At 68.8% G+C, this 23,430-nt stretch carries 16 protein-coding genes and 1 pseudogene; 9 read left to right on the top strand and 8 right to left on the bottom strand.

Going from position 1 to position 23,430, the window contains the following annotated elements; translation table 11 throughout:
- The first annotated feature begins 982 nt into the window (after nt 1–982).
- The 3 genes from V1460_RS21435 (at nt 983) to V1460_RS21445 (ending at nt 8,700) form a co-directional block, all read left to right on the top strand.
- A complete protein-coding gene (locus tag V1460_RS21435) occupies nt 983–1,546 on the top strand; it encodes a hypothetical protein (protein ID WP_338675261.1) in 564 nt (187 codons plus the stop codon).
- A gap of 393 nt (nt 1,547–1,939) precedes the next feature.
- Entirely contained in the window at nt 1,940–8,251 is a 6,312-nt protein-coding gene (locus V1460_RS21440; protein WP_338675262.1) for a DNRLRE domain-containing protein, read from the top strand.
- A 311-nt stretch (nt 8,252–8,562) separates the two neighbouring features.
- Nucleotides 8,563–8,700, top strand: a complete 138-nt coding sequence (locus V1460_RS21445) for a hypothetical protein (RefSeq protein ID WP_338675263.1) — start codon at nt 8,563–8,565, stop codon at nt 8,698–8,700.
- On the opposite strand, the gene V1460_RS21450 is transcribed toward V1460_RS21445, so the two are convergent.
- The gene (locus V1460_RS21450) at nt 8,687–10,582 is read right to left on the bottom strand and encodes a protein kinase domain-containing protein (protein ID WP_338675264.1); all 1,896 of its coding nucleotides are present in this window, start codon (nt 10,580–10,582) and stop codon (nt 8,687–8,689) included. The two genes, V1460_RS21445 and V1460_RS21450, sit on opposite strands and share 14 nt — an antisense overlap.
- A gap of 39 nt (nt 10,583–10,621) precedes the next feature.
- On the opposite strand from V1460_RS21450, the gene V1460_RS21455 reads away from it, so the two are divergent.
- Together V1460_RS21455 and V1460_RS21460 are read left to right on the top strand one after the other, a co-directional pair.
- The gene (locus V1460_RS21455) at nt 10,622–11,509 is read left to right on the top strand and encodes an IS4 family transposase (protein WP_338675265.1); all 888 of its coding nucleotides are present in this window, start codon (nt 10,622–10,624) and stop codon (nt 11,507–11,509) included.
- Between the two features lie 306 nt (nt 11,510–11,815).
- Nucleotides 11,816–13,030, top strand: coding sequence for an alpha/beta fold hydrolase (locus V1460_RS21460; RefSeq protein ID WP_338675266.1), 1,215 nt, complete (start codon nt 11,816–11,818; stop codon nt 13,028–13,030).
- A 234-nt stretch (nt 13,031–13,264) separates the two neighbouring features.
- Here the strand turns inward: V1460_RS21460 and V1460_RS21465 are convergent, their stop codons facing one another.
- The 4 genes from V1460_RS21465 to V1460_RS21480 all read right to left on the bottom strand — a co-directional run bounded on the left by V1460_RS21465 (nt 13,265) and on the right by V1460_RS21480 (nt 17,495).
- Nucleotides 13,265–14,503: an IS701 family transposase gene (locus V1460_RS21465; protein WP_338675267.1), complete on the bottom strand. Its 1,239-nt coding sequence runs from the start codon at nt 14,501–14,503 to the stop codon at nt 13,265–13,267.
- Between the two features lie 188 nt (nt 14,504–14,691).
- Nucleotides 14,692–15,018, bottom strand: a complete 327-nt coding sequence (locus V1460_RS21470; RefSeq protein WP_338673492.1) for a hypothetical protein — start codon at nt 15,016–15,018, stop codon at nt 14,692–14,694.
- A gap of 245 nt (nt 15,019–15,263) precedes the next feature.
- Complete coding sequence (locus tag V1460_RS21475; protein WP_338675268.1) at nt 15,264–15,728, bottom strand: hypothetical protein; 465 nt, start codon at nt 15,726–15,728, stop codon at nt 15,264–15,266.
- Nucleotides 15,729–16,259: 531 nt separating this feature from the next.
- A complete protein-coding gene (locus V1460_RS21480) occupies nt 16,260–17,495 on the bottom strand; it encodes an alpha/beta fold hydrolase (protein ID WP_338675269.1) in 1,236 nt (411 codons plus the stop codon).
- A gap of 193 nt (nt 17,496–17,688) precedes the next feature.
- On the opposite strand from V1460_RS21480, the pseudogene V1460_RS36475 reads away from it, so the two are divergent.
- Nucleotides 17,689–17,820, top strand: a pseudogene (locus V1460_RS36475) (prolipoprotein diacylglyceryl transferase); the annotation flags it as partial.
- Nucleotides 17,821–17,895: 75 nt separating this feature from the next.
- Here V1460_RS36475 and V1460_RS21490 read toward each other — a convergent pair.
- Together V1460_RS21490 and V1460_RS21495 are read right to left on the bottom strand one after the other, a co-directional pair.
- Nucleotides 17,896–18,630 (bottom strand): hypothetical protein, encoded by a 735-nt coding sequence (locus V1460_RS21490; RefSeq protein WP_338675270.1) that lies wholly within the window; start codon nt 18,628–18,630, stop codon nt 17,896–17,898.
- A complete protein-coding gene (locus V1460_RS21495; protein ID WP_338678139.1) occupies nt 18,614–19,501 on the bottom strand; it encodes an EamA family transporter in 888 nt (295 codons plus the stop codon). Before V1460_RS21495 ends, V1460_RS21490 begins: the two co-directional genes overlap by 17 nt.
- Before the next feature lie 52 nt (nt 19,502–19,553).
- On the opposite strand from V1460_RS21495, the gene V1460_RS21500 reads away from it, so the two are divergent.
- Nucleotides 19,554–20,078 carry a MarR family transcriptional regulator gene (locus V1460_RS21500; RefSeq protein ID WP_338675271.1) on the top strand — a complete coding sequence of 175 codons (525 nt, stop codon included), beginning with the start codon at nt 19,554–19,556 and terminating at the stop codon, nt 20,076–20,078.
- 410 nt (nt 20,079–20,488) lie between these two features.
- Here V1460_RS21500 and V1460_RS21505 read toward each other — a convergent pair whose 3' ends face one another.
- Nucleotides 20,489–21,013, bottom strand: a complete 525-nt coding sequence (locus V1460_RS21505; RefSeq protein ID WP_407077504.1) for a LysR family transcriptional regulator — start codon at nt 21,011–21,013, stop codon at nt 20,489–20,491.
- A 76-nt stretch (nt 21,014–21,089) separates the two neighbouring features.
- On the opposite strand from V1460_RS21505, the gene V1460_RS21510 reads away from it, so the two are divergent.
- Both V1460_RS21510 and V1460_RS21515 read left to right on the top strand, forming a co-directional pair.
- On the top strand, nt 21,090–21,833 hold the full coding sequence (locus tag V1460_RS21510; RefSeq protein WP_338675272.1) for a glutamine amidotransferase-related protein: 744 nt from the start codon (nt 21,090–21,092) through the stop codon (nt 21,831–21,833).
- Nucleotides 21,834–21,996: 163 nt separating this feature from the next.
- Nucleotides 21,997–23,157, top strand: a complete 1,161-nt coding sequence (locus tag V1460_RS21515; protein ID WP_338675273.1) for an AraC family transcriptional regulator — start codon at nt 21,997–21,999, stop codon at nt 23,155–23,157.
- The last annotated feature ends 273 nt before the right edge of the window (nt 23,158–23,430 follow it).

Consider the following 23,430-nt stretch of genomic DNA (forward strand, 5'->3'; position numbering starts at 1 on the left):
AAAGTGAGCCACGAAGAAGAAAAAACACAGCACCCCGGCGCCGCTGCTGCCCGAAGGCAGAGCGCGCACCGGGGTGCTGGGGAAGCCGGATCCGCGGAGATCTCGGTTATGTCCCCGTCGTGGTGTAGCCGATCACGGTCCGTGGCCTCCGCTTCGGAGCCGTCCGGTACCTGCCGCTGCAGGCCGTCGTGCGATCACCGCTGGTCCCGGCTCGATGAGCCTCAACGGGGCCTCCGGCGAGGGCGATTCGCGTCGCGGCCTGGGGATTCCGCCAGCTTGATCGACTACACCACCACAGGGGACATGACCCGTTCCGAGCCAGCGCAGTTCGGACCGGAGCAGGTCCATCACCAGCTGTTCGTTCTCGGCTTGGAAGAAGTGGGACCCGGGGAACATCTGTGCCTGAAAGCGGGAGGCGGTGTGCAGGGAGCAGGCCCGCACCTGGTCCTCGGTGACCAGCGGATCGTCCGCTCCGCCCAGTGCCAGGACGGGAACGGGGAGTGGCCGGTCGTATCCGTACTCGGGAGAGAGCTCGCTCAGGGCGAAGTCCGCGCGAATGATCGGCAGAGAAGAAGTCGAGAATCCCTTCGTTGTCGAGCACGGGCGTGGCACCGAACTCCCGCAGCCGTTCGACGAGTCCGTCACGCGGCAGCGAGTGGCGTATCGACGCGGTGACGGGTCGTAGGCGGCCCGCTCGCACAGGCGCAGCAGAACCAGAGAACCCTCCCGACCGACCGGTCAGACGATCTTCACCATGGACACCCTCCAGCGACCAGCCCGAGCACCCCGAACCCCGTGCACACCAGCCCACCTGAACTGCAGCTTTCACGATACACACTGCTCACTGAAGGTCAGATGGGAACCGGACCTCTTCTTCTCGCCGGGAGAGCCGAGGAGCAGCGTGCTAAAGTGACCGGCCGTGCGCGCCCCCCGGGGCCTGCGGAAATCCGGCCGCCCGGTCCTATCAACTAGGGGAGTCGACTTGTCACTTCACACGGGAACCGGCCGTTGTGCCGGCCTGCTCCTGACGGTGGCGGTGGCAGCCGGAGCTCTCACCGGATGCCAGTCGATCGCCGACGCCGCGTCCGCCTCGGGGTGCGATGGCACCGAGAGCCGGGTCGAGAAGCTGGAGTCGTACGGCGTCCTGGGCTCACGGCCTGAAGGAGCCGTCGTACCCAAGGGCTTCGAGAAGCTGGAGTCCGGCTGCTGGCAGGACAGCGGCGACGCGCAGCTGTACGCCTCGCGGACCTACGTCCTCCGGGGAGACAAGGCCGAAGTGGCCGCGCACTACCGGACCGTGGCGGAGCAAGAGGGCTGGAAGCCGGACCGCCCCGACCAGGAGTCATCGAACGACGGACAGTTCGCCGGCCTCTGCTTCACCAGGGCCGAAGGAGACCGGGCGACCGCTTTGGACGTCTACTTCCTGACCAAGGAGATCCTGGAGGCGGAGGAGCGGAATCCCGGCCCCGAGTTCGGCTCCGGATCCGGATACCGCGTGGAAATCACCGCGGCCGCCGACGGCTCACCCGCGGACTGCTCGGACTGAAACAGGTCCACGACAACCCTGTACTGCTCACCACCCGGCCCTCACCAGCCTCGCCCCGGAAGAGACCTCCGGCGCCAGGTGACTCAACTACACCTGGCGCTCCGGTATCTGATGGCTCATCGAGCCAGGGGCGCGGCTTTTCCGTGTGAAGAAGGGGCACGGGGAGGGTCAAGAATGAGCAAAGAGTGAGCCGCTCGCCACGCTCCTCGAATGATTATTTCGCCACGAACGACCCCTCCTTTCCGGCCGGACGCCCCGGATGCCCCCTCGTGAGCCCTGGGCACCCGCCGGGGAAGCACTTACTCCGCTTACTGACTCATTGACACCTGTGTGCGACATGTGAGGATCCCATGTGCATGCGGGGTACACCCGCACCATGTGCGAGGAGTGAGAGTGACAGGCAAGTTCCCGTGGCCAGGAAAACGACCGAACGCACCGTCCGTTCAGCCCTTCCTGCCGCCCGTTCAGTTGAGGCGCCTGCGCCCGGTGGCCGCGGCCGTCGTGCTGACGATGGCGTTTGAAGCCACCGTCATGGTCGGAACCGCCAATCTGGCGATGGGCGTCGAGCGCACGGCCGTTCCTGCCGACAAGGCCGCCGACGCGAAGGACCTCGGGCCGGCGACCGCGGGGTCGGTGGCTGCCGCCCGGCTGAAGGCGAAGATCCAGAACCGTCGGATCGAGGCACTGGACGCGCGTACCGAGACCTCGACGGTCCACGTGAACCCCAACGGTTCGGTGACCGAGGAGGCGCACACCGGACCGATCCGGTTCAAGGACGACCGGGGCGCATGGCAGGACGTCGACATCTCCCTGCACAAGCTCTCGGACGGTTCGGTCGGGGCCCGCAGGCATCCCCACGGACTGCGCCTGGCTGGCCGGAGCGCGGCTCCCAAGGGGCTGAGGAGTACCGGCAGGAAGACCGCTTCGGCTGGCGTTCCCCTGGTGACGCTGGAGGGCCGGACCGGTCAGCGGATTCAGCTGGGCTGGTACGGGGCACTGCCCGCGCCGCAGATCGAGGGCGAGGAGAACACCGTCGCCCGGTACCGGAACGCCCTCCCTGCGACGGACCTCCTGATCGAGTCGACGCGCAGCGGCTACGAACAGTTCCTGGAACTGAAGGATCGTTCCGCCGTCGACGCGAGCGGTGCCATTGCCTACAGCCTCACGGCCAAGGGCCTGACCGCCGAGGCGAAGCCGGACGGTTCGGTCTCCTTCAAGGACTCCAAGGGCAGGCCCGTGGGCGCCATGCCCGCGCCGGTGATGTGGGACGCGAGGGTGGACACGTCGTCCGGTGAGCACGAGCGCACCGTCCCGGTGGCGGTGAAGGTGGTCCAGGACGGTGACACCGTCACTTTGACCCTGACGCCGGACGCGAAGTTCCTGGCCGACCCCGCGACACAGTTCCCCGTGACGATCGACCCCGCGATCAGCGTCGGGGCCAGCTTCGACACCTTCGTCCAACAGGGCTACACGACCGACCAGTCGACCTCGACGGACCTCAAGCTCGGCAACAACGGCTCCTCGCAGGTGGCCCGGTCGTTCCTCTCGTTCCCGATGAAGAACATCACGGGCAAGCTGATCACCGCGGCGAAGCTCAACCTGTTCGCGTACCACTCCTGGTCCTGCACCCCCGCCAGTTGGGAGGTGTGGTCGACCGGGGCCGCCGGCACCGGATCACGCTGGACCGCACAGCCGGCCTGGACGACGAAGTACGCCACCAGCACCCAGACCAAGGGCTTCTCCAGCGCCTGCAACGACGGCTGGGTCAACGCGGACGTGACCTCTCTGGCCACGGCGTGGGCGGGGAACGGCAACGGAAGCAACCACCTGGGGCTGCGGGCCACGAACGAGAACGAGCCGGCCGGCTGGAAGCGCTTCAACTCCGGCAACGCCGCCTCCAACACTCCTTATCTCTCGGTCACCTACAACTCGGTTCCCGACCTGCCGACCCTCATAGCCCCAGCTGCCGGAGCCGCCACCAACGACACCACGCCGACGCTGTCGGCGAAGGCCCTGGACGGCGACGGTTCGCAGGTCACCCTCAACTACGAGGTGTGGACCTCCACCGGCACATCCGCCCTGCGCACCGGCAACAGCGCGGCGGTCGCCTCGGGCGCCCAGGCGGACTGGACCGCCGCGCTGCCGGCCGGCTCCTACAAGTGGCGGGCGCGGGCCACCGACGGCTCCGCCACCAGCGCCTGGTCAGCGTTCCGCACACTGGTCGTGGACACCACGGCGCCTGCCGCGACGACGGTCGCCTCGGCTGGCTTCCCCGCCGGTCAGTGGTCCGGCACGCCGGACGGCAACGGCGACTTCACCGGTGACTTCACCTTCACTCCCCCGGCCACGGACGTGAAGTCGGTCCAGTGGCAGCTGGACGGCGGGGCGTGGCAGTCGATCGCCACCACCGGCTCGCCGGTGACGGCCACGCCGGTCTTCCGCGCGGGCAAGCACACCCTGGCGGCACGCTCCAGGGACGCCGCCGGCAACGTCTCCGCCACCACAGCCTTCACCTTCTTCGCCGGCTCGGGCGCCGCCCTGCTCTCGCCGGGCCAGGGCGACCGTCCGGCACGGCGGACCGTGCTGACCGGTCAGGGCAAGACCTCCGACACCGGGGTGCGCTACCAGTACCGGCGCGGTGAGACCGATGCCTGGAAGGACGTCCCGCTCGCCGATGTGCGTCGCCGGGCGGACAACACCGCCCTCGCCTCCTGGCCGGCCGCAGTGAGCGGTGGCCTGTCAGAGGCACTGGTGTGGAACATCACCAGCAGCCTCACCGAGGACGGCCCGATCGACGTCCGCGCGGTCTTCACCGACGGCTCCAGCACCGACGCCTCCCCCGCCACCGCGATCACCGTCGACCGGAAGGCGGGCGCCGCGCCCACCCAGGCCGCCGGTCCGGGTGACGTCAACATGCTCACCGGCGACTTCGTGCTGACCGAGACGGACAGCTCGGCGTTCGGCCTGACGGCCAGCCGCACGGCCTCCTCGCGCCGTCCCTCCGAGGGCGGACAGCAGGAGGGCCAGGTGGCCATCTTCGGTCCCCAGTGGACCGCGGGCGCTGCCGCGGAGCTCTCCGCCACCGAATCGCTGTACCTGCGCAAGACGTCGAACACCTCGGTCGCGGTGGTGGACATCGACGGCGAGGAGACCGGATTCACGGCGACGAGCGGAGGTGGCTGGAAGCCCGAGGAGGGCGCCGAGGCCCTCACGCTGACGGGCAGCCTGACCGGCTCCTTCACCCTCAAGGACACCGAGGGGACCGTCTCCCAGTTCACCAAGATCGATGCGGCCGCCACAATCTGGCAGCTCTCCCAGAGCAGCCTCCCGACGGACAACTCCACCACCTCTCTGATCTCGGAGAAGGTCGTCGTGGGCAGCGCCGTCCTGGCCCGCCCGAAGTACGTGATCGCTCCCACCTCGGCGGTCACCAACGCCACGTGTGCGAGCACCCCTTCCACCAAGGGCTGCCGGATCCTGGAGTACCAGTACGCCACCACGACCACGGCCACTGGGAGCACGCCGGGCGACTACGCCGGGCAGGTCGCCCGCATCCGCCTGTGGTCCACCGATCCCGGCGCGGCGAACGCCACGGCCGCGGTCGTGGCGAACTACGCCTACGACGCCTCGGGGCGGCTGCGTGAGCAGTGGGACCCGAGGGTCTCCCCCGCGCTGAAGACGACCTACACCTACGACAGCGCGGGCCGCGTGGTCACCCAGACCCCGCCGGGCGAGCTGCCGTGGACCTTCTCGTACGGGAAGGCCGGCTCCAGCACGGTCGCGGGCGAGGGCATGCTACTCTCCGCGTCCCGGCCGACACTGAAGCCGGGCAGCAAGGACGAGACCGACGGCGGTACGGCAGCCGCCTCGCTGGTCTACGACGTACCCCTCACTGGTGCCAAGGCACCCAATCAGCTTTCCCCGGCCGAGGCCCTGACATGGGGCCAGACGGACGCACCGACGGACGCCACCGCCGTCTTCCCGGCCGACCAGGTGCCCGCATCCCACAACGGGAACGACCTCAACGCCGGTGACTACGACAAGGCGACCACCACCTACACCAACGCCTCGGGCCTACAGGTCAACACGGGCCTGCCCGGCCGTCACCTGGCCACCACCCAGTACGACTCCTTCGGCAACGTCGTCCTGGAGCTGGGCGCCACCAACCGGGAACTCGCACTCGGCAACGCCGACTACCAGGTCACCACGCAGAGCCAACTCGGCATTCTCGCCGACTCGCCGGCGGAGCGTGCCCGCAAGCTGGCCACGGTCTCGGAGTTCTCCGCCGACGGCAAGCGGCAACTGCAGCAGTACGGCCCGCTCCACCTGGTCACCCTGACCCAGCAGCTCCAGGGCGACTCCGACAGCCCCACCATCGCGGCCGGAACCCAAGTGGCGGCGCGCCAGCACACCATCACCCGGTACGACGAAGGCCGTCCCACCGACGGGTCGGCCCGGGTCTCGGACCAGCCGACCACCGCATCAACCGGCGCATTCATCGAGGGCTACCCGAACGACGGCGATGTTCGTACCACCAACACCCGTTACGACTGGGTCAAGGGCCTGCCCACCGCCACGGTCACGGACCCGAACGGGATCAAGCTGACCCGCTCCTCCGAGTTCGACGCGCAGGGCCGCATCCTGAAGAGCATGCAGCCCAAGTCCAACGGCGCGGACGCGGGGACGGTGGCTTCCCGCTACTGGACCGCGGACGGGACCGGCGCCTGCTCCGGGCGCCCCGAATGGGCCGACCTGCTCTGCTCCAGCGGCCCCGCAGGCAAGATCACCGGTGGCGGCTCGAACCCCGACGAATTGCCCACCAAAACCCTGGAGTACAACCGCCTGGGCCAGGTGACAAAGGTCACCGAGACCGCCAACGGCGTGACGCGCACCACGGTCACCACCTATGACGCCGTCGGGCGCGGTACGAAGAGCACGATCACGGGAGGAGCCGGCAACGCCGTACCGACGCAGACCATCACCTACGACCCGGCCAACGGGCAGGCGGTCACCGTCTCCGACGGGGCCACCACGGTGCGCCACGTCACCGACAGGCTGGGCCGTGAGATCTCGTACGACGACGGTGCGGGCAATGTCACGCGCACCGAGTACGACCGCCGCGACCGGGTGACGCGGAGGACCGACTCAGTCCCCTCGGAGACCACCTACAGCTACCAGAGCCTCACCGGCCAGCCGACCGGAATGCACGACTCGGCGCTCGGAAGCACGGGCGACGTCAGCGCCTCCTACGACTCCGACGGCCGCCTCTACAAGCAGCGGCTGCCATGGAACATCGACGTCGAATACAACCTCGACCCCACGGGGAACGAGACCTCGCGCTACTGGCACTGGGAGTCCGGTTGGACCATCCAGGGCGAGTCGGTCAGTGAGAACATCCACGGCCAGGTCGTGTCCCGCACCACCTACACGGGCGGCGGAGCGTACCAGAGCTACACCTACGACGCGGCAGGCCGCCTGACCAAGGCCGACGACACCCAGGCCGGCGTCACCACCCACCGCAGTTACGGGTTCGACGCCAACACCAACCGTACGTCCCTGGTGACCACGGTCGACGACGTGGACGGCGGCGCGCCCACCACGAAGACGGTCAACTCCACGTACGACACCGCCGACAGGCTGATCTCCACCGGTACGGTCTACGACGCCTTCGGCCGCACCACCGCCCAGAGCAGCGGAGCCCAGAACTCCTACTTCGCCAACGATCTCGTCCGCCAGATCACGGCAGGCTCCGAGCGCACCACCTGGGACCTCGACGCGGCTGGCAGGCTCGCCTCATTCACCACCGAGAACAAGGATGACAACGGGACCTGGTCGACGGCCTCGACCAAGCGCAACCACTATGGGGCCGACGGGGACAACCCCACGTGGATCAACGAGGGTGACAGCAGGATCACCCGGAACCTGTCGGACCTGACAGGAGACCTGATCGCCACGACCGGCGCCACCGGTGACGTGGTCCTCCAGCTCACCAACATCCACGGCGACGTGGCCACGCAGCTTCCGCTGGTGGACGCCACGACTCCGGTGGTCAACAGCTACGACGAGTTCGGCAACCGCCTTCCCGGCACCGACCCGGCCCGGTACGGCTGGATCGGCGCGGAGCGGCGCTCGTCGGAGACGCCGAGCACCGCCACACTGATGGGGGTGCGCCTGTACGACTCGGCCACGGGCAGATTCCTCTCCACCGACCGTATCGTCGGAGGCAACGCCAGCTCCTATGACTACTGCTTCGGCGACCCGGTGAACTGCTACGACATCAGCGGGAACTACGCCATCGGCGGGCTCGTACCGGAAGCCGCGATCTGCGCTCTGTTCTTCCTGTGGTGCGCGGACATGATCTACGTGACCAACTGGGCACTGAGCGAGGCCAAGAAGAGGTACTCGAACGGAGCGAAGCAGAACGCCTACCGCCACTGCATCTGGCAGGCGATGCTCACCTGGTCGGTCGGGTCGTACCTCGCGAAGTCCCTCGGCAACGCGCACGAGAAGAACGCCGGCAAGTCCGCCGCGGCGAAGCGCGACTCAAAGGCCGACTCGTACAACAACACGGTCGGCAGGAGTGTGGGAGGAAAGATCACTGCCTGGACCTACGGCAAGGCGAAGCAGACCGCGTGCCGGCTCTGCAAGGACAAGGTCAAGAAGCACAAGTTGAAGTCGAACGCGAAGGGGAAGACGTGGGTCTAGCCGAACGGCTGTAGCGGTTCGGTGAAGGTGGGGCGGCGCCAGGTGGCGCCGCCCCACTGGGCAGTGTGCATCGTGAAAGCTGCAGTTCAGGTGGGCTGGTGTGCACGGGGTTCAGGGTGCTCGGGCTGGTCGCTGGAGGGCGTCCATGGTGAAGTGAGGTGCCCTCAGGCCCAGTCCACCCCCGCGATCGCAACTCCGATCGCCGCGGCTGGCCACCTCACCACGCCCAGGGCCAGATACGGGACCGACCACGTCGCTGTGAACATCGCGGTGGCGAATACGCTCTGCGCGATCGGGAAGCCTGCCTCGCGGTGACCAACACTGACATGGCCGCCGCCCGGATCGTCGACTCGGGAGGCGAGACCCTGGTGCCGCCAACCGACTCTTCGTACGGCCGGATGTCGGTGGCCCGGGACGACGACGCCTTCTTCTGCGTCATCTCCGCGTAAGGCGGCTGAATGGCGGGCACGGATGCACGAGATCACCGCCACAGGCGCAGCGTCGGCGGAGCTTGGCGAAGTCGACGCAGCGCGAACAGAACACCCGGTGACAGGCCCCGCAGACCGACAGCTCGGCGACCTGTTCCCCGGAGCGGCAGACGGCGCAGTGCCGCTCGCTGCGCCGCGCCAGCTCGGCACGTTCCGCCAGGAGCAGCCCACTGCGCCGCACCAGCTCCTCCGTGCCCGCAGAGATGGTGGTGCGTCCCGCTCCGTGCACCCAGCGTTCCGCGGCCTCCAGGCACATCCCGGTGAGCGGGTCGTCCTCGGGGCGGCCGTCAGCAGCCCAGAGCTCCGCACGGTTCTCCAGTCGCGCCGTCAGCCCACGCTCCGCCGGATTCCGGCCCAGGGCCACCGCTTCGATCGCGGCCCGGTCCTGGTGATTGACCGGAAGCCTCAGGGCGGGCAGGGTCCGGCCGACGGCGGCCCGCCTGCGGGCATAGTCGAGCTCGCCGCGTTGGAACGCGGCTTCGACCAGACAACGGAGCGTCTGGACCGAGATTGTGCCGGCGACGGTCGAGAAATGCTCCCGCAGCCCGGGCCACTGGGGATCGGACTTGACCCTCCCGAGCCGTCCCGCCCGTACGCAGCGGATGAGTTCGACGGTGTCGATCCTGGAGTCGGGCAGCAGGTCGAGCAGCGCTCCGAGCTCCTTGAGATCCCCCGCCTCCAGCAGGTCCCGCATGGCGAGCACCAGCCAGCGCAGGGCCAGTCCGTCATCCTGGCTGCGATTGGGCTGGAGGGCGACCTTCGCGGCCGTGGCGCTGTCGCCGGTCAGCAGATAGTAGAGGCGCATCGCAGCCTTGGCCGAGGGGTTAGTCGGGTCCGCGGTGTAGGAGCGTCGAATGTAGGGCAGCGCGCGTTCGAGGTCGTCGAGGCTCAGCCATGCCTGGGCGAGGATCGCCGTGTCCGACTCAACCTCGAACTCCCCGAGCGAGTCCCAGGCCCGCGCCACCGCACCGAGCCGGTCCAACTCGGCCTGCCCACCCGTCTTTTCGACCAGTTCCACCAGGGACGTGGTCAGATGCCGCATGAAGGTCAGTGCGACGCTTCGGGGCATCGAACTCGTCTCCGTGGAGCTCCCCGGTGCCGATACCAGTCGGATGGTCAAGCCGGCACCGGGACCCGCGGGGACGGCTGCCGCCTTGGGACGCTTACGCAGCACGGCCCAGGCCGAGGAGGGATCTGCCGGGTCTCCGAGGACACGGCTGGAGAGCTCTTCGATGCGCAGCAGCGCCGGCACGGTCTGCAGTTCGTAGAGGCGGCCGCACTCCGGCAGCCAGGCCGCCCAGCCGAAACTCGCGGAGACGAGGTGGCTGCCGGGACGCCGGGGGAAGGAGTTGGGCAGCATCGGCATCGAATCCAGCGGATAGCGTGTCACGGCTTCCGCGCCAGCGCCGATGGCCAAGTCGGCCTGGTCTCCGAAGGCCAGGTGGCGGGCGAAGGTGTCGATGATCTCCTGGGCACTGGGCCTGTCCGCTGGCGCGGTCACAAGCGTCCGCCTCACCAAGTTAAGCAGCCATTCCCAGTCGGCCCGGTCTGCTGGCTCGGCGGCCGCTAGGCCGTCCCGGAAGCTCGCTCCCCAGGCCCAGACGTCCATCGCTGACACCGCGAGGGCACCGTGCGCCTGTTCGGGCGCCGCGTACGCCGGTGTCATGCGCGAGCTGGTGGGTTGACCAGTCGGCGCCATGGTCTCCAGATCACAGAGCCAGGTCTGCCAACTGGCGGGCCGCTCGAAGATTTCGTCGGCATAGTGGCCGAACAGGATGTTCTCGGGCTTGATGTCGCCGTGCACTATGCCGTGTCCGTGCAGCCGCACCATCGCGCCTTTCACGGAATCGAGTCTCTACCTGACACGGGGCGGTTCACCCCGTTGCGTGAGCTGTTGGCACAGGTGGGGCCGGGAGTGGCGGACGAGTCGACGCCGGGGGCGTTCTGGCGGGGACTGCGGTTGATGGCGATCGACGGCACCACGCTCGAGGCGGCCGACACTGCGGCCAACGAGGAGGCGTTGGGTCGGCCGGCGGCCCGGACGGGGGGACCGTCGGGGTACCCACTGGCCCGGGTGGTGGCGCTGATCGAGTCCGGGACGCATGTGGTCACCGATGCCGAGGTCGGGCATTACCGGTCCGGTGAACGGGGCCTGGCGGCCGAGCTCGCCCGCAGCCTGCGGCCGGGGATGCTGGTACTGGCAGACCGGGGCCTGCCCGGGGTGCATCTGTGGAAGCAGCTCGCGGCAACCGGCGCCGACCTGCTGTGGCGGGTGCCCAAGCTGTGGAAACTGACACCCGAACAGGTCCTCGCGGACGGTTCGTGGATCGCCACCGTGCACGGCGGCCGGGGCCGCAGCAGGCAACCGGTCCAGGACGTGCGCGTCCGGGTGGTCGAGTACGTCCTGGACGATGCCGGCCGCGCCCCGGACGAGCACTACCGACTCGCCACCACGCTCATGGACCCAACCGCGGCCCCAGGCCGAGAACTGGCCGCGCTGTACGCGGAGCGGTGGGAAGCGGAGACCACCCTGGCCGAATGGAAGACCACCCAGATCGACTCCGGCAACGTGCTGACCAGCAAGAGCCCCGACCTGGTAGAGCAAGAGATCTACGCGCACCTGGCCGTTCACACCGCACTGCGGTCCCTGATGCACACCGCAGCCCTCCACCACGCCACCCCGATCGATCCCGACCGGCTGTCCTTCGCCGCCGCCCTGCGCGCCGCCCGCCGCAGCGTCACTTCGCTGACCGGCGCTTTTCCCCCCTGAGCACCTGACCGCCGAGATCACCCACTTCTGCACCGAGCTGTGGCAGGAAATCAACCCACCCCGACGGCTGCGGACCGTCCTACGCCAGGTCAAACGCAAGATGTCCAAGTTCCCAGCCTGGAACCCCGGCCGTCCCAAACCTGTACAACCGACCAGGACGTCACACCAAGCAGTCAAGATCATCCCAGCCGTGAAACCGCCACCGGATCCCTAAAGTCAACGGCATTGTCCATAAATCGCAAACTAAGGGTGCCCTGGGCGGGTACCCAACTGCCGCAGATTGCAGGGACGTTGTAAAGTTTTCGTGTGGACAGCGCGGTTTTTCGGTTCGGGCAGTACGCGTTGGACGCGGACCGCCGTCGCCTCAGCCTTGACGGACGGCGGGCCGACGTCGAGCCCGAGGCTCTGGAGCTCCTGTGTCATCTGGTCGAGCACCGGGGCCGCGTCGTGCCGGCGGAAGAGCTGCGCGACATGATGGGACACGGACGCGCGGTCGGCGAGGCCACACTCGCCGCCCTGATTCGCACGGCCCGTCAAGCGATCGGTGACAGCGACACACGACAGCAGATGATTCGCACCATGCACCCGCACGGCTATCGCTTCGTCGCGCCGACGACGGTGGCTGCCACCCCTCCGGCCTCCTCGGCCACGGCCCCCGGCATCCCGGCAGGGGCGGAGGCGGACCACGAGGTCATCCGCTTCTGCCGGTCCGCCGACGGCACCCGCATCGCCTACGCCCGCACCGGCGAGGGCCCGCCCCTGGTGAAGACCGCCAACTGGCTGACCCACCTCGACCTCGACCGGACCAACCCGATGTGGGCGCACTGGTTCGACGGGCTCACCCGCGGCCGACAGCTCATCCGCTACGACGAGCGCGGCTGCGGCCTCTCCTCATGGGACATGGGCAGCTTCACCCTCGACGACCTGGTGGCCGACCTCGACGCCGTGGCCGACGCCGTCGGCCTCGACCACTTCCCTCTGCTCGGGGTGTCCCAGGGCGGCGCGGTGGCGGTCGCCTACGCCGCTCTTCGCCCCGAGCGCGTCAGCCATCTCATCCTCACCTCCGCCTATGCCCGGGGGCAGCAGATCCGTGCGGGCAGCGACGCCGAGCGCGATGCCGCCGAGGTCGACCTCAACATCGCCCGCGCCGGATGGCGTTCGCAGGACAGCAGCTTCCTGCGCTACTTCGCCTCCCAGTTCCTCGCCGACGCCACTCCCGCGGAGTGGGACGCGTTCGCCGCCTACCAGCGGCAGACGACCTCGCCCGCCAACGGTCTGCGCTTCCTGGAGGAGTTCACCCGCATCGACATCTCGGGCATCGCTCACGACGTGACCTGTCCCACGCTGATCATCCACGCCCGTGACGACGCGCGGGTTCCCGTCTCACAGTCCCTGGAACTGGCCACGCTCATCCCCGACAGCCGGCTGGTCCTGCTCGACAGCCGCAACCACCTGTTCACGGCGGACGACCCCGCGTGGCCCACCTTCCTCACCCACCTCTACAACTTCCTCTCCGAGTAGCCCGGCAGCCGGAACGCCTGCGGCGACGGGAGGGAGGACGGGCCCCGCGGGGCGCGGTGCACAGCCGTACCGCCGGGCAGACGCAACCCGGCGCTGGGTGTTTCCCTGTGATGTTCTGACAGGACGTCCGTGAAGTCGGCGGACGACTTCACGGACGCCGATGATCGTGTCGCGCCGGCGTGCCGGCCCGCGCGAACGGAGAACGACTAGTACTCCAGCTGTAGATCGTGATCTTCATGTCTGGGATGCGGCTTGCCGCCGGTAGTGACTGGTGCGTGATCGTGCCTGGTGGCGGCGGCGCCAGTCGGACCAGGCAAGCCGGTGGGCCGCGTCGAGGACGGGCCGGACGACGAGCGCGATGAACAGGCGGCAGATCTCGTTGCAGGACAGCGGGATCAGGTCGTCCGGCGTGGGTCGGTGTGCGTGTTCGTCGGCGCGGACGACGGCGAGGAAGGCGTGGGCCAGCATCGCGAGGGTGACCCAGCGGGCCCACGAGGGGTAGCGGCGGACCTGGTGCTCATCCAGCCCGGCCAGTCCCTTCTCTGTTTGGAAGGTCTCCTCCACCCGCCATCTGGAACCTGCGACCTTGACCAGGGTGGCCAGGGATGCCGGCGTGGTGGAGTGACAGCGGTAGTAGGCGAGTTCACCGGTGCTGCGGTTGCGGCGGATCAGCAGCTGGTGGTGGCCCGGGGCTGCCTCGGCGAGGTCGATGACGGCCCAGTCGTAGAATCGCTGCCCCTTCGCGCCGTGTCCGGCCGAGAGCTTCTGCCAGGCCCGCTTCGGCACCTTCGCCGCCAGGGCATCGGCGCGGAACTTGCCTGCGCCGGTGGGCACTTCGGCCGAGCAGGCCACCGCGAGGACATAGCCGATGCCGCGTTCCTCCAGAGCCGTACGGAGTCTTGGGTTGCCGCCGTAGACCTCGTCCCCGGTGACCCAGCCGACGTGGTGTCCGGCGTCCAGGAATCGTTCGATCATCGTGCGGGCCAGTTCCGGCTTGGTCGCGAAGACGGTGTCCTGGCCGAGTCCGGCTGCCCGGCAGCGGTCCGGGTCGCACGTCCAGGAGCGCGGGATGTACAGCTCCCGGTCGACCGCCGCGTGCCCGCGCGTCCCGGCGTAGACGAGGTAGACCGCGACCTGGGAGTTCTCGATCCGGCCGGCGGTGCCGGTGTACTGGCGCTGGACCCCGACCGTGTGGGTGCCCTTCTTCACGTCGCCGGTCTCGTCGACAACCAGGACCGCGGCCTCGTCATAGAGGTGCTCGACGACGTATTCGCGCACGTCGTCACGGATGCCGTCGGCATCCCAAACGGCTCGGCACAGCAGATGCTGCATGCCGTGCGGGCTGGTCTCCCCGGCCCACTCCGCGATCGTCCAGCAGTTCTTGCGCGGCAGGTCCGCCAGCAGGCCCAGCACCAACCGCCCGGCCCGCATCCGTGGTTCGACCCGGACGAACCGGCCCGCGATCCGGCCCATGGCCACCTCGAACGCATCCCGCCAACGGACGGGATCTATGCTGTGACCTGCGGCCACCGTCTCATCGTTACTCCACACAAGTCACGATGATCAACGGTGGCCGCACCCGTCTCCACACCGGCCCACCTTGGCTGAGGGCCCTGCTTAGCCCGTTTCACCGTAACGCTCAACAGCACAGGCCGATGGGCCTACGGTGCCGACAGGGCTGTGCGCTCGGCTTTCTCCAGCCAGTCGGTGTACCAGCGGGCGAACGTCACCGGCGTACCGTCGTCGTCGAGCAGCGGGGCGAGGTCGACGTCGTCCACCCGGCAATCGGACCAGATCGTGCCACGGTGGCTGCCGTTGATGATCAGCCATTCTCTCTGGGCGCAGCCCAGGTGGGAGATCACGATGGCGCCGGCGGTGCGCTCCGGGGCGAACATGATGGCCTCCCACCGCTCGTCCCAAGCCTCGATGGCGTCGTCGAAGTCCTCGATGTCGTCGAAGTCCTCTCCACCTGTGCCCCAATGCCCCAAACACCCTGCTGCCGGAAGGCCCTGCACCCGCCACCACGAGCCGCTGACGCACGCCCACCCACCACTGATCAGTCATGCGCAGACCGTACGTGCAGCCACCGACACCTGGGGCGCGGGCCCACTGCTACGGTCCCGACGGGCTCAAGACTGGCCCAACGCCCCAGACCCCTCAGCACAACACGCACATCGGCCAGCTGAGGCTCTCGATCACGCCCCCAGCAAGATCACGATCTACAGCTGGAGTACTAGCCGATGACGATGTCGCAGTCGGCCGTCCCGCGGGCGGCGATGGTGGCGAAGTCCGCCTGGACGAAGGGGTCGTACGCGGCCGCGGTGAGGGTGCGGGTCGACTTGCGGGGCACCCACTTCGTGCCGGTCGAGTGCCTCACGTCCGCCGCGTCCCACGACAGGTCACAGACCCAGTGGACGTTGCGGCCCGCGGGCCGCGGGTTGGTCGCGTCGGCGTCGATCCTCCAGTTGCCGTCCGCGTTCACGGTGAAGGTGATGTCGCCCCGCACGTTCTTGCTGCTGTCGCTCGTCTTGAACTGGACCGACATCCCGTCCGCCGCAACGTGCTTGGTGGTGGCGTTGGCGTGCGCGGGAACCGTTCCCAGCAGCAGGGAGCCCAGCCCCGCCCCCGTCGCGATCAGCAGCGCCAGCCCCCGGCGAGTCCGGGCCTGACCGGACGTCCTGGTGTTGTCGAGTCGCATCTTCTGTCCTTCTCTCTCGCGTTGTCCCGTGTCTGAGGTGAGCGCCGGGCTGGGGGGCTGCCTTCACGACTGCTCCTCGGCCCGGCACCGCTCAAGCATCGGGCCCGCAGGGGGGCCAAGGCTTGGTGGAGGTCTGAGGCTCGCCTGAGGGCGGGCTGAGGACGGGCTGAGGGTGCTTCTCTCAGTGGGCGAGCCGGGTTGACGGGCGCGTGCGAGCACCACGTCCGGCGAACCGGACGCCAGCGGAGTAGGTGCGGCTGCTGGGATGTTCGCTTTGCGCGCTGCAGGCCGCGCCCCTGAGCACCGACAACAGCAGACGGCCGGAGTTCGAGCAGCCCGCACGTGGGCCGGCGCGGGGCCCGCCCGGGGAATCAGGCCGAGCAGTTCTGGGGGCAACCCGGGCCTGCCCCGCACGCCCGGTCGCCAGGACCGCCTTCGTCGACCCGAATGGCTGATGACGCGGTCACGGCCGTCCGGTGCTGGCAGAGGCCCGGCGTGGCCTCGGCTGCCGGATTTCCGAGGCCACGCGGCTCACTCGGTCAGGAAGGCGTCGATGTGTGACAGGAACTCGTCCCAGGCCGGTTCGAACGCGGTGAGCAGGTGACTGCGGCTCTTGAGCAGGACCAGCCGACTGTCGGGAATGAGCGCGGCCAGCTCATTGGCCTGCGAGGCCGGCACCCGCTCGTCGTCCCGGGAGTGGAGGATCAGCGTCGGACAGGCCACCCTGTGGGCGATGTCGGACACGTCGATCCCGGCGAACTCCTCAAGGAAGCGCACCCCGTTGGACGGCGAGGTCGTCTGCCGCTGGAAAGCGCTGAACCGGTCCCAGTCCTCCGGCGTGCCGTCGGGCAGGAACTGGGAGGCGAAGACCCTAAGGAATCTGGGGTCCTGGTGGATCCATCCCACCCTGGCCACATCCAGGTCGAGGGCCGCCTCGGCGCCCTCGGTCTCGCTTCGGGCCCGGACCTGCCGTCCCCGGGCGTAGGCCCCGGCGAGGATCAGCCGGCTGACCCGCTCCGGATGGCGCACGGCATAGGCCACCGCCACCGCACCGCCCTGCGACACCCCGAGCAGAGGGAACCTGTCGAGCCCCACGGCCTCGACCACGGTCTCCAGATCGTCGACCCAGTCCTCGAACGTGAAGCGCGGAACCACCCAGTCGGACAGACCGCACCCGCGCTCGTCGTAGCGGATCAGCCGGTGGTTGCGGGCGAGCCCTCTCAGCCAGTGCGACCACACCGGAGTCGTCCACTCCAGGTCGAGATGGGACATCCAGTTGGCCGCCTTGAGCAGGGGCGGGCCCGAGCCGACGGCGGCATAGGCGATGCGCGTTCCGTCACCGGCCCGGCAGAACCGGATGGTCTGACGATCGGCGCCGAGCGGCCCACCGCCCGCCGCCGGCTGCACACCGGCGTCACCGCCGGGTCCGTCGGGTGGCACCCCCGCCCCGAGGACCGTCGCCGCAGCCACGAACTGGTAACCCCGCCGGTGCACCGTGCGGATCGCCTGCTGTCGGCTGCCGGTGTCATCCACGGCCAACCGCGCGGTCCGCAGCGCCGTGGTGAGCGCGGCCTCGCTGACGAAGCGGTCTCCCCACACCGCGTCGAGCAGCTCATTCTTCGGCACCACGCGGTCACGATGCTCGACCAGATGTCGCAGCAGGTCAAGGGCCCGGGGCTCTACGTGCACCGGTTCGCCGGCCAGCCGGAGCTGATGCCGAGCCGTGTCCAGCTCGTACTCCCCAAAGCGATACGTGTCCCCCTCCACCTTTGCAGCGTACAACTCCCGTCTATCTGCGTACACATGAACGAGTAGCAGGTACGCCGCCATAGAGCTGGCCACGGACACATGGCCGACGTGGGCGGCGCACGTCAACATCGCGAACCGGCCCGCCGGCAGCCCAAGCATCGCGCTGTACCACCCGACGTCTCCGTACAAGTCACTGTGGGACGTGGGCGCGATGGCACTGCTGTTGCTGCTCGAACGGCGGCAACACCAACAGCCTCGACGCGGCGGCCTCTTCGCCGGCTACATGCTGGCCTATGCCGCCGGCCGTTCGACGACCTACACCATCCGGCTCCTGGACCGGAGCCCCCAGCAACTCGAACGCCGCATGGGCCACCGCGCCCGCGTGGTCAGTGCCCTGGCCGGCTTCCGGGTCGCCTCACTAATTCATCGACGGCCCCCAGCGGGACACTCCGGCATCATCGAGCAAGCGGTACATATCCGCGGCGGGGAGGGAGGGGTTGGCCGCCGCTGCGTAGCTTGTGTCGGGGTCGGCGAGCATCTGCCGGAGACGAGGCAGGGGGAGCCGGGGGTCCGCGGCTGCCTGTTCCCTGGTGTGCGGGTGTCGGCTGAGGGCGTCCAGGGCTTGCGGATCGAGGCCCGGGTCCAGAAAGGCCAGGCGTCGATAGACGGGATCGAGGGCTTGGGCGAAGCGGGCGGCGAGGTCGTGAGTGGGGAAGTTGGGGTGCCGGACGAGCAGGTCTACGGCGCGGTGGGAGCTGGTCAGGTAGAGATCGAGAAGGAGATCGGCGGGGGCGTCGGGGTGGTTCTCCGCCAGCAGGAGGCGTACGGCGAAGTCATTGTCGCGGGCGAGCTGACCGACGAGGTCGTTTGGAAGCGCAGGGCAAGCCGCTGCGCTGCGACGGAGCCACGGGTGTGCGGAGTTCGCGCAGCGACGCAGGAGATCGGTATCGTGTCGGCCTTCCTCGAGTACCCAGGCAAGTGGGGAGAGACGGTCTTCCGGGGAGACGCGGTAGTCGATGTGGAGGCGTTGTTCCTCGGTGAGTTCCGGGCGGACGCATACGAGGAGGCGGATGTTCGCGTCGGAGGAAGTGGCGAGCATCCGGACGAGCAGCTGCTTCGCCTCGCGGTTGTCCTCCTCAATCTGCCACCTCACGCCGGACCGCGAGATCATCTCCGGCACCGGAGTTGCCCGCGCGCTTGGGCCGGCCGAGGACGACTCCGGTCAGGACCAGAAACAGCCCGCACAGTTGCTGAACGGTCAGTACCTCTCCTGCGACCGCTGTGCCGAGCAGCACACCGGTAACGGGGTTGAGCAGCCCGATCAGTCCGACTGTCCCCGCGGGCAGGTGCCGCAGCCCGGTGAACCAGGCCGCGAAGGCCAGCGCGGTGGCGATCAGGGCAACGTAGCCGAACGCGAGGAGCGTAGGCGTGGAGAGCGCGGGCGGAGAGCCCTCCACGGCTGCGGCGACCGGGAGGAGGAGCAGGCCTCCGGCGGTGAGTTGCCAGGCGGTCGAGGCGAGAACATCAGCGCCGGCACCCCACCGTTTGGTCAGAATGTGGCCGAACGACGACACCAGCACGGCGGCGGCCGAGGCGAGGACTCCCGGCACGCTCACCCGTTCCACGCCGGTGAGCAGCATGAGGCAGACCCCGCCGAGTCCGATCGTGGCGCCGGCCAGGTGAGCGGTCCGAGGTCGCTCGGACACCAGGGGCCAGGCGATGAGCATCATTGTCAGTGGGGACACCGCCATGACGGTCGAGGCGACGCTCGTCGGGAGCGACTGGGAGGCGGCATAGACGAGGACGAAGAACACGCTCATGTTGAGCAGCCCGAGCACCGCGGACCGCCACCACCACCCGCCGCGGGGCCGCTGCCTGCGCAACGCCAGAAGGACCAGGCCTGCGGGCAGCGCCCGAAGGGCAGCCCCGTAGAGCGGGCGGTCAGCCGGCAGGAACTCGTGGGTGACGAAGTAGTTGGTCCCCCAGGCCGTCGGCGCGACTGCGGTCAGTGCCACCCACCGTATATTAGCTTCCATGGAAGCTAATATAACTTCCCGGGAAGCTATTATGAGGCGCATGGAGCAAGGTGAACCGCTGGACCGCGTGGCCCGTATCCAGGCTGACTGGCGCCGCGAGCGACCCGACGTCGACGTCAGCCCGCAGGGAGTGATCGGCCGACTGCACCGCCTGGCCGACCGGCTCACCGAGGAACTCTGTCTCGTCTATGGCCGCTACGGTCTCGGTGAGGGAGAGTTCGACGTTCTGTGCGCCCTCCGCCGCGCCGGTGAGCCCTATGAGCGGGCGCCGGGCGAGCTCGCCGTGCACACCATTGTCACCACCGGTGCGATGACGAAGAGAATCGACCGCCTGGAGCGAGCCGGACTCGTCACCCGCCGCCATTCCGACGGCGACCAACGCGGTCGGATCGTCGCCCTCACCAGCCCCGGACGCGAACTGATCGACCGAGCTTTCACCGACCACATGCGTAACGAACGTTACCTGCTGGATCTGCTGACGCCTGCCGAGGCCAAGTCGCTTGAAACGCTGCTCACCAACTGGCTCTCCCGCTTGGATCATCCGCGTACACCCGGCGGCGAGTAACCGTCCCCCTCGGGCCGCGACCAGTGGCTTGAAGGCGTACGACTGGGACGGCGATCGCTTCCGGGAAGTACTCGCCCCACGGTCCATGTCGTCGATCCGCAGCACGACACCGTCGGCGGCGGCGTGCACGAAGACATCGGCCGGGGTTCGCAGTCGCCGGCCGATCGGGCCGGGCTCAGCCGCGTCGGGTGAGCAGAGGCCTGACTCCGCGATCGCATCGCTGACGATCGAGCCCGACGTCGCACAGCTCCGACAGTGCTTCACGCGGCAGGTTGGTGCGCGGGTAACGGGGCAAGGCAAGCACAACGTGGCCGGTGAAGACCGGCTCCCGCTGCCCTCAAGCGCCGGTGTCCGTGCCGTTCGTACAGCTCCGCCTCACCCGGCGCGCACCACGGCTCGGTCAACTCCTGTCAAATCGCCGAGATTGTGGCGAGAGACGCAGGTGAAGGCAGGATGGGACGGAGTCGCGCGGGCTGCGGGTCGTTGGGGGCGGCCATGCCGTCGATCAGGCCGAGGTCCAGGGTGCCGGTCGCGAGTTCGTGGGTGACGGCTTCGCGGCCAAGCACCCGCAGTGCCACCTCCAGGAGGGGCTGCGTCCGGCGGATGCCGGCGAGAGGGAGGGTGAGCCGTGACGTCATGGCCGGCGGTGAGACACCGAGGGTGATGCGGGTGGCTGGTGCCGCAGTCAGACGCGCGATGTCCGCGCGGGCGGCGTCCAGTCGCAGCAGCAGCGGCCCGGCGTGCTCCAGTGGCCGGATGCCTGCGACCGTCGGAGAGACCGGACGCCGTTGCAGCAGGAGTGTTCCGAGGTCGTTCTCGAGCGCGGCGATGTGCTGGGACACGGCCGACTGGGTGTAGCCGAGCTCACGAGCCGCCTCGGAGAAGGAACCGCAGCGCGCCACGGCCACGAAGGTGCGGAGGAGGTGCGGATCCATGTCCATCAGTATTGCTTATCGAACCATGAATCTTAATCGTTGGTGCTGAACTCGATGACTGGGGCAGGATGTGCGCATGCCTCAACCCGGGAACTTCTGGACAGCCCGTCTCGCCCTGGTGGGCGACCGTTCGCCCGGCGTGCGAGCCCACGCCCGTATCCCTGAACTCCTCGACGCACTGGTCCAGCGCGACCAGCTCGCCCTGGACGCCTACTGGATTCCGACCCGGGAAGCGGAATCCGGTGGCTCCCTCGCCGGGTTCGATGCCGTCTGGCTGGTGCCGGGCAGCCCGTACGACAGCGAAGCCGGGGCGATCGCGGCCGTCCGCACCGCCCGTGAGGCGGGGATCCCGTTTCTGGGTACCTGCGGTGGTTTCCAGCACGCGGTCCTGGAGTTCGCGCGTGACGTTTGCGGGCTCGTCGGCCTTGAACATGCGGAGAACCAGCCGGAGGCCGAGGACTTGCTGATCGTTCCTCTGGCGTGCTCCCTGGTCGGTCACGAGGGAGCGGTCACGGTAGAGGCGGGATCACTGGCGGAGCGTGTCCTGGGAGCCGAGCGGACCCTGGAGCGGTACCACTGCTCGTACGGACTCGGCACGCCCCATCTGGATGCGTTGCGCGCGCACGGTCTGCGCTTCAGCGGCGCCGATGACGCAGGTGACGTGCGTATCGCCGAACTGCCGGGCCACCCGTTCTTCCTCGCGACCCTGTTCCAGCCCGAGCTCGCGGGCGACGGAACCCGGGTCCACCCGATCATCCGGGCGCTGGCGGCCGCGGCGGTCGAGCACGCCGCCAAGAGCTCGGTGCCCACGCACACGTGAGACGAGCGACTGCTCGGGGATGGCGTGGCGCCGGTTCCCGGGCGGGCCGAGTGCGAGAGAGGGCACTGCGGAAACAACCCTTCGCCGCGCCACCAGGGATCAGTTCCCCCAAAGACCCGGAGTGATCCAGTTCCCACCAGCAAGCTGCGCTACTCGGAGTGCCATGTCCATCCACACAACCCCACCCCGGGGCAACGAGGTCCTCTACCGGGGTGACGACCTCGAAGCCTTCCACCAGGCCACGAACCTCCACCTCGGCCCCAACCGCATGCGCACCGGCCCGGGACCGCGGTCGGCGGTACTGAGGAGGCTGCACCGGGGCGCCGTGTCCCTGCTCGATGTCACATGCAGTGCTGCCACGGAGGTCTGGCCCATAGACCTGCCCGTCTTCGGCCTACGCATGGCCACCGCAGGACGCATCAGCGCCGAAGTGAACGGCCACACCGTCCGGACTCCCGCCCATCTGGTCGGCCCGGAACAGTCCGTACGGTTCGACAACAGCGCCGGCAGCGCCATCCTGTTCGCGATCATCGACGCGTCCGCCGTTCAGCAGGCGCTGCGTCTGCGTCTTGGCGACGCCCCTCCCGTATCGGTGCGATTCGCCACCGAAGTGCACCATGGGGCAGAGCCCGTTCTCGCCATCTTGCGCGCGATGGCCCACGCCGCGGAAAGCGGCCTGCTCCACCGCTCTCCCCTGGCAGCCGGCAGCTTCGAGCAGACACTGGTCCACGCCTTGGTCGATACGCAGAAACACACCCTCACCCGCAAGCTCGCATCGCAGACCCGGCTGCTGCACCGGGCCACGCCCAGCGCACTGCGCCGGGCCGTGGCCTACTGCGAGGAGCACGCCCACGAGCCGATCTCGGTGGCCGACATCGCTCTGGCCGCTCGGGTGCCCCTTTCGACCCTCCAACGGCAATTCCGTACACAACTGCGGACGACGCCGTTGCAGCACCTGCGCCGCGTTCGACTGGATCACGCTCACCAGGACCTGCTTGCCATCGCCGGCGGCCACGCGGCCGGAGACGTCACACTGGTGGCCCTGCGCTGGGGATTCACCCACCTGGGCCGCTTTGCGGCGTTCTACAAGAGCGTCTACGGCCACACGCCCTCCCAGACGCTCAGAGGCGGACACCCCGACCGCGTTCGTCGTGATCGCTTAGTTGGCCGAGTCCTGGCCGGCGCCGGAAGTGCGGCAGGAACCGGCAGAGTACGCAGTGGCCAGCCGTGGTGGGGTCGGCAACCCGACAGCGGTTACGCGCTCGTCTCGTCCGGGTCTGCGTCTGCACGTTCCACCGCATCGGCAAGCAGAGCTATCTGCTGATACGTGCAGCAGTCCGCCATCTCGGTGCCGAGCTCCGCATGGCACCGTTCGCATGCCAGATTCGGGCCGTCCAGTCCAGCCGGCCCGCAACAGCCCGAGCGTCGCCCCTTGCCGAGAACCGGTTCCAGACCTCGCGCGTCTCCGGGGCACAGGACGAACGCGGCAGGGACAACCCAGGACATATCGATGCCCAGCACCCCGTACTTACTCAAAGGGGTCTCCGGCTCGACCGCATACGTGCCCGGGGCCAGGCGAGGGGGGCATTCCTGCCCT

Origin of the sequence: Streptomyces sp. SCSIO 30461 (genome assembly GCF_037023745.1) — a bacterium.
GTDB lineage: Bacteria > Actinomycetota > Actinomycetes > Streptomycetales > Streptomycetaceae > Streptomyces.

Bases quoted from the DNA above. Each gene is read 5' to 3' on its own strand.
- V1460_RS21465 (WP_338675267.1), bottom strand. From the start codon at position 14,503: ATGGGCCGGATCGCGGGCCGGTTCGTCCGGGTCGAACCACGGATGCGG.
- V1460_RS21475 (WP_338675268.1), bottom strand. From the start codon at position 15,728: ATGCGACTCGACAACACCAGGACGTCCGGTCAGGCCCGGACTCGCCGG.
- V1460_RS21500 (WP_338675271.1), top strand. From the start codon at position 19,554: ATGGAGCAAGGTGAACCGCTGGACCGCGTGGCCCGTATCCAGGCTGAC.
- V1460_RS21505 (WP_407077504.1), bottom strand. From the start codon at position 21,013: ATGGATCCGCACCTCCTCCGCACCTTCGTGGCCGTGGCGCGCTGCGGT.
- V1460_RS21510 (WP_338675272.1), top strand. From the start codon at position 21,090: ATGCCTCAACCCGGGAACTTCTGGACAGCCCGTCTCGCCCTGGTGGGC.
- V1460_RS21515 (WP_338675273.1), top strand. From the start codon at position 21,997: ATGTCCATCCACACAACCCCACCCCGGGGCAACGAGGTCCTCTACCGG.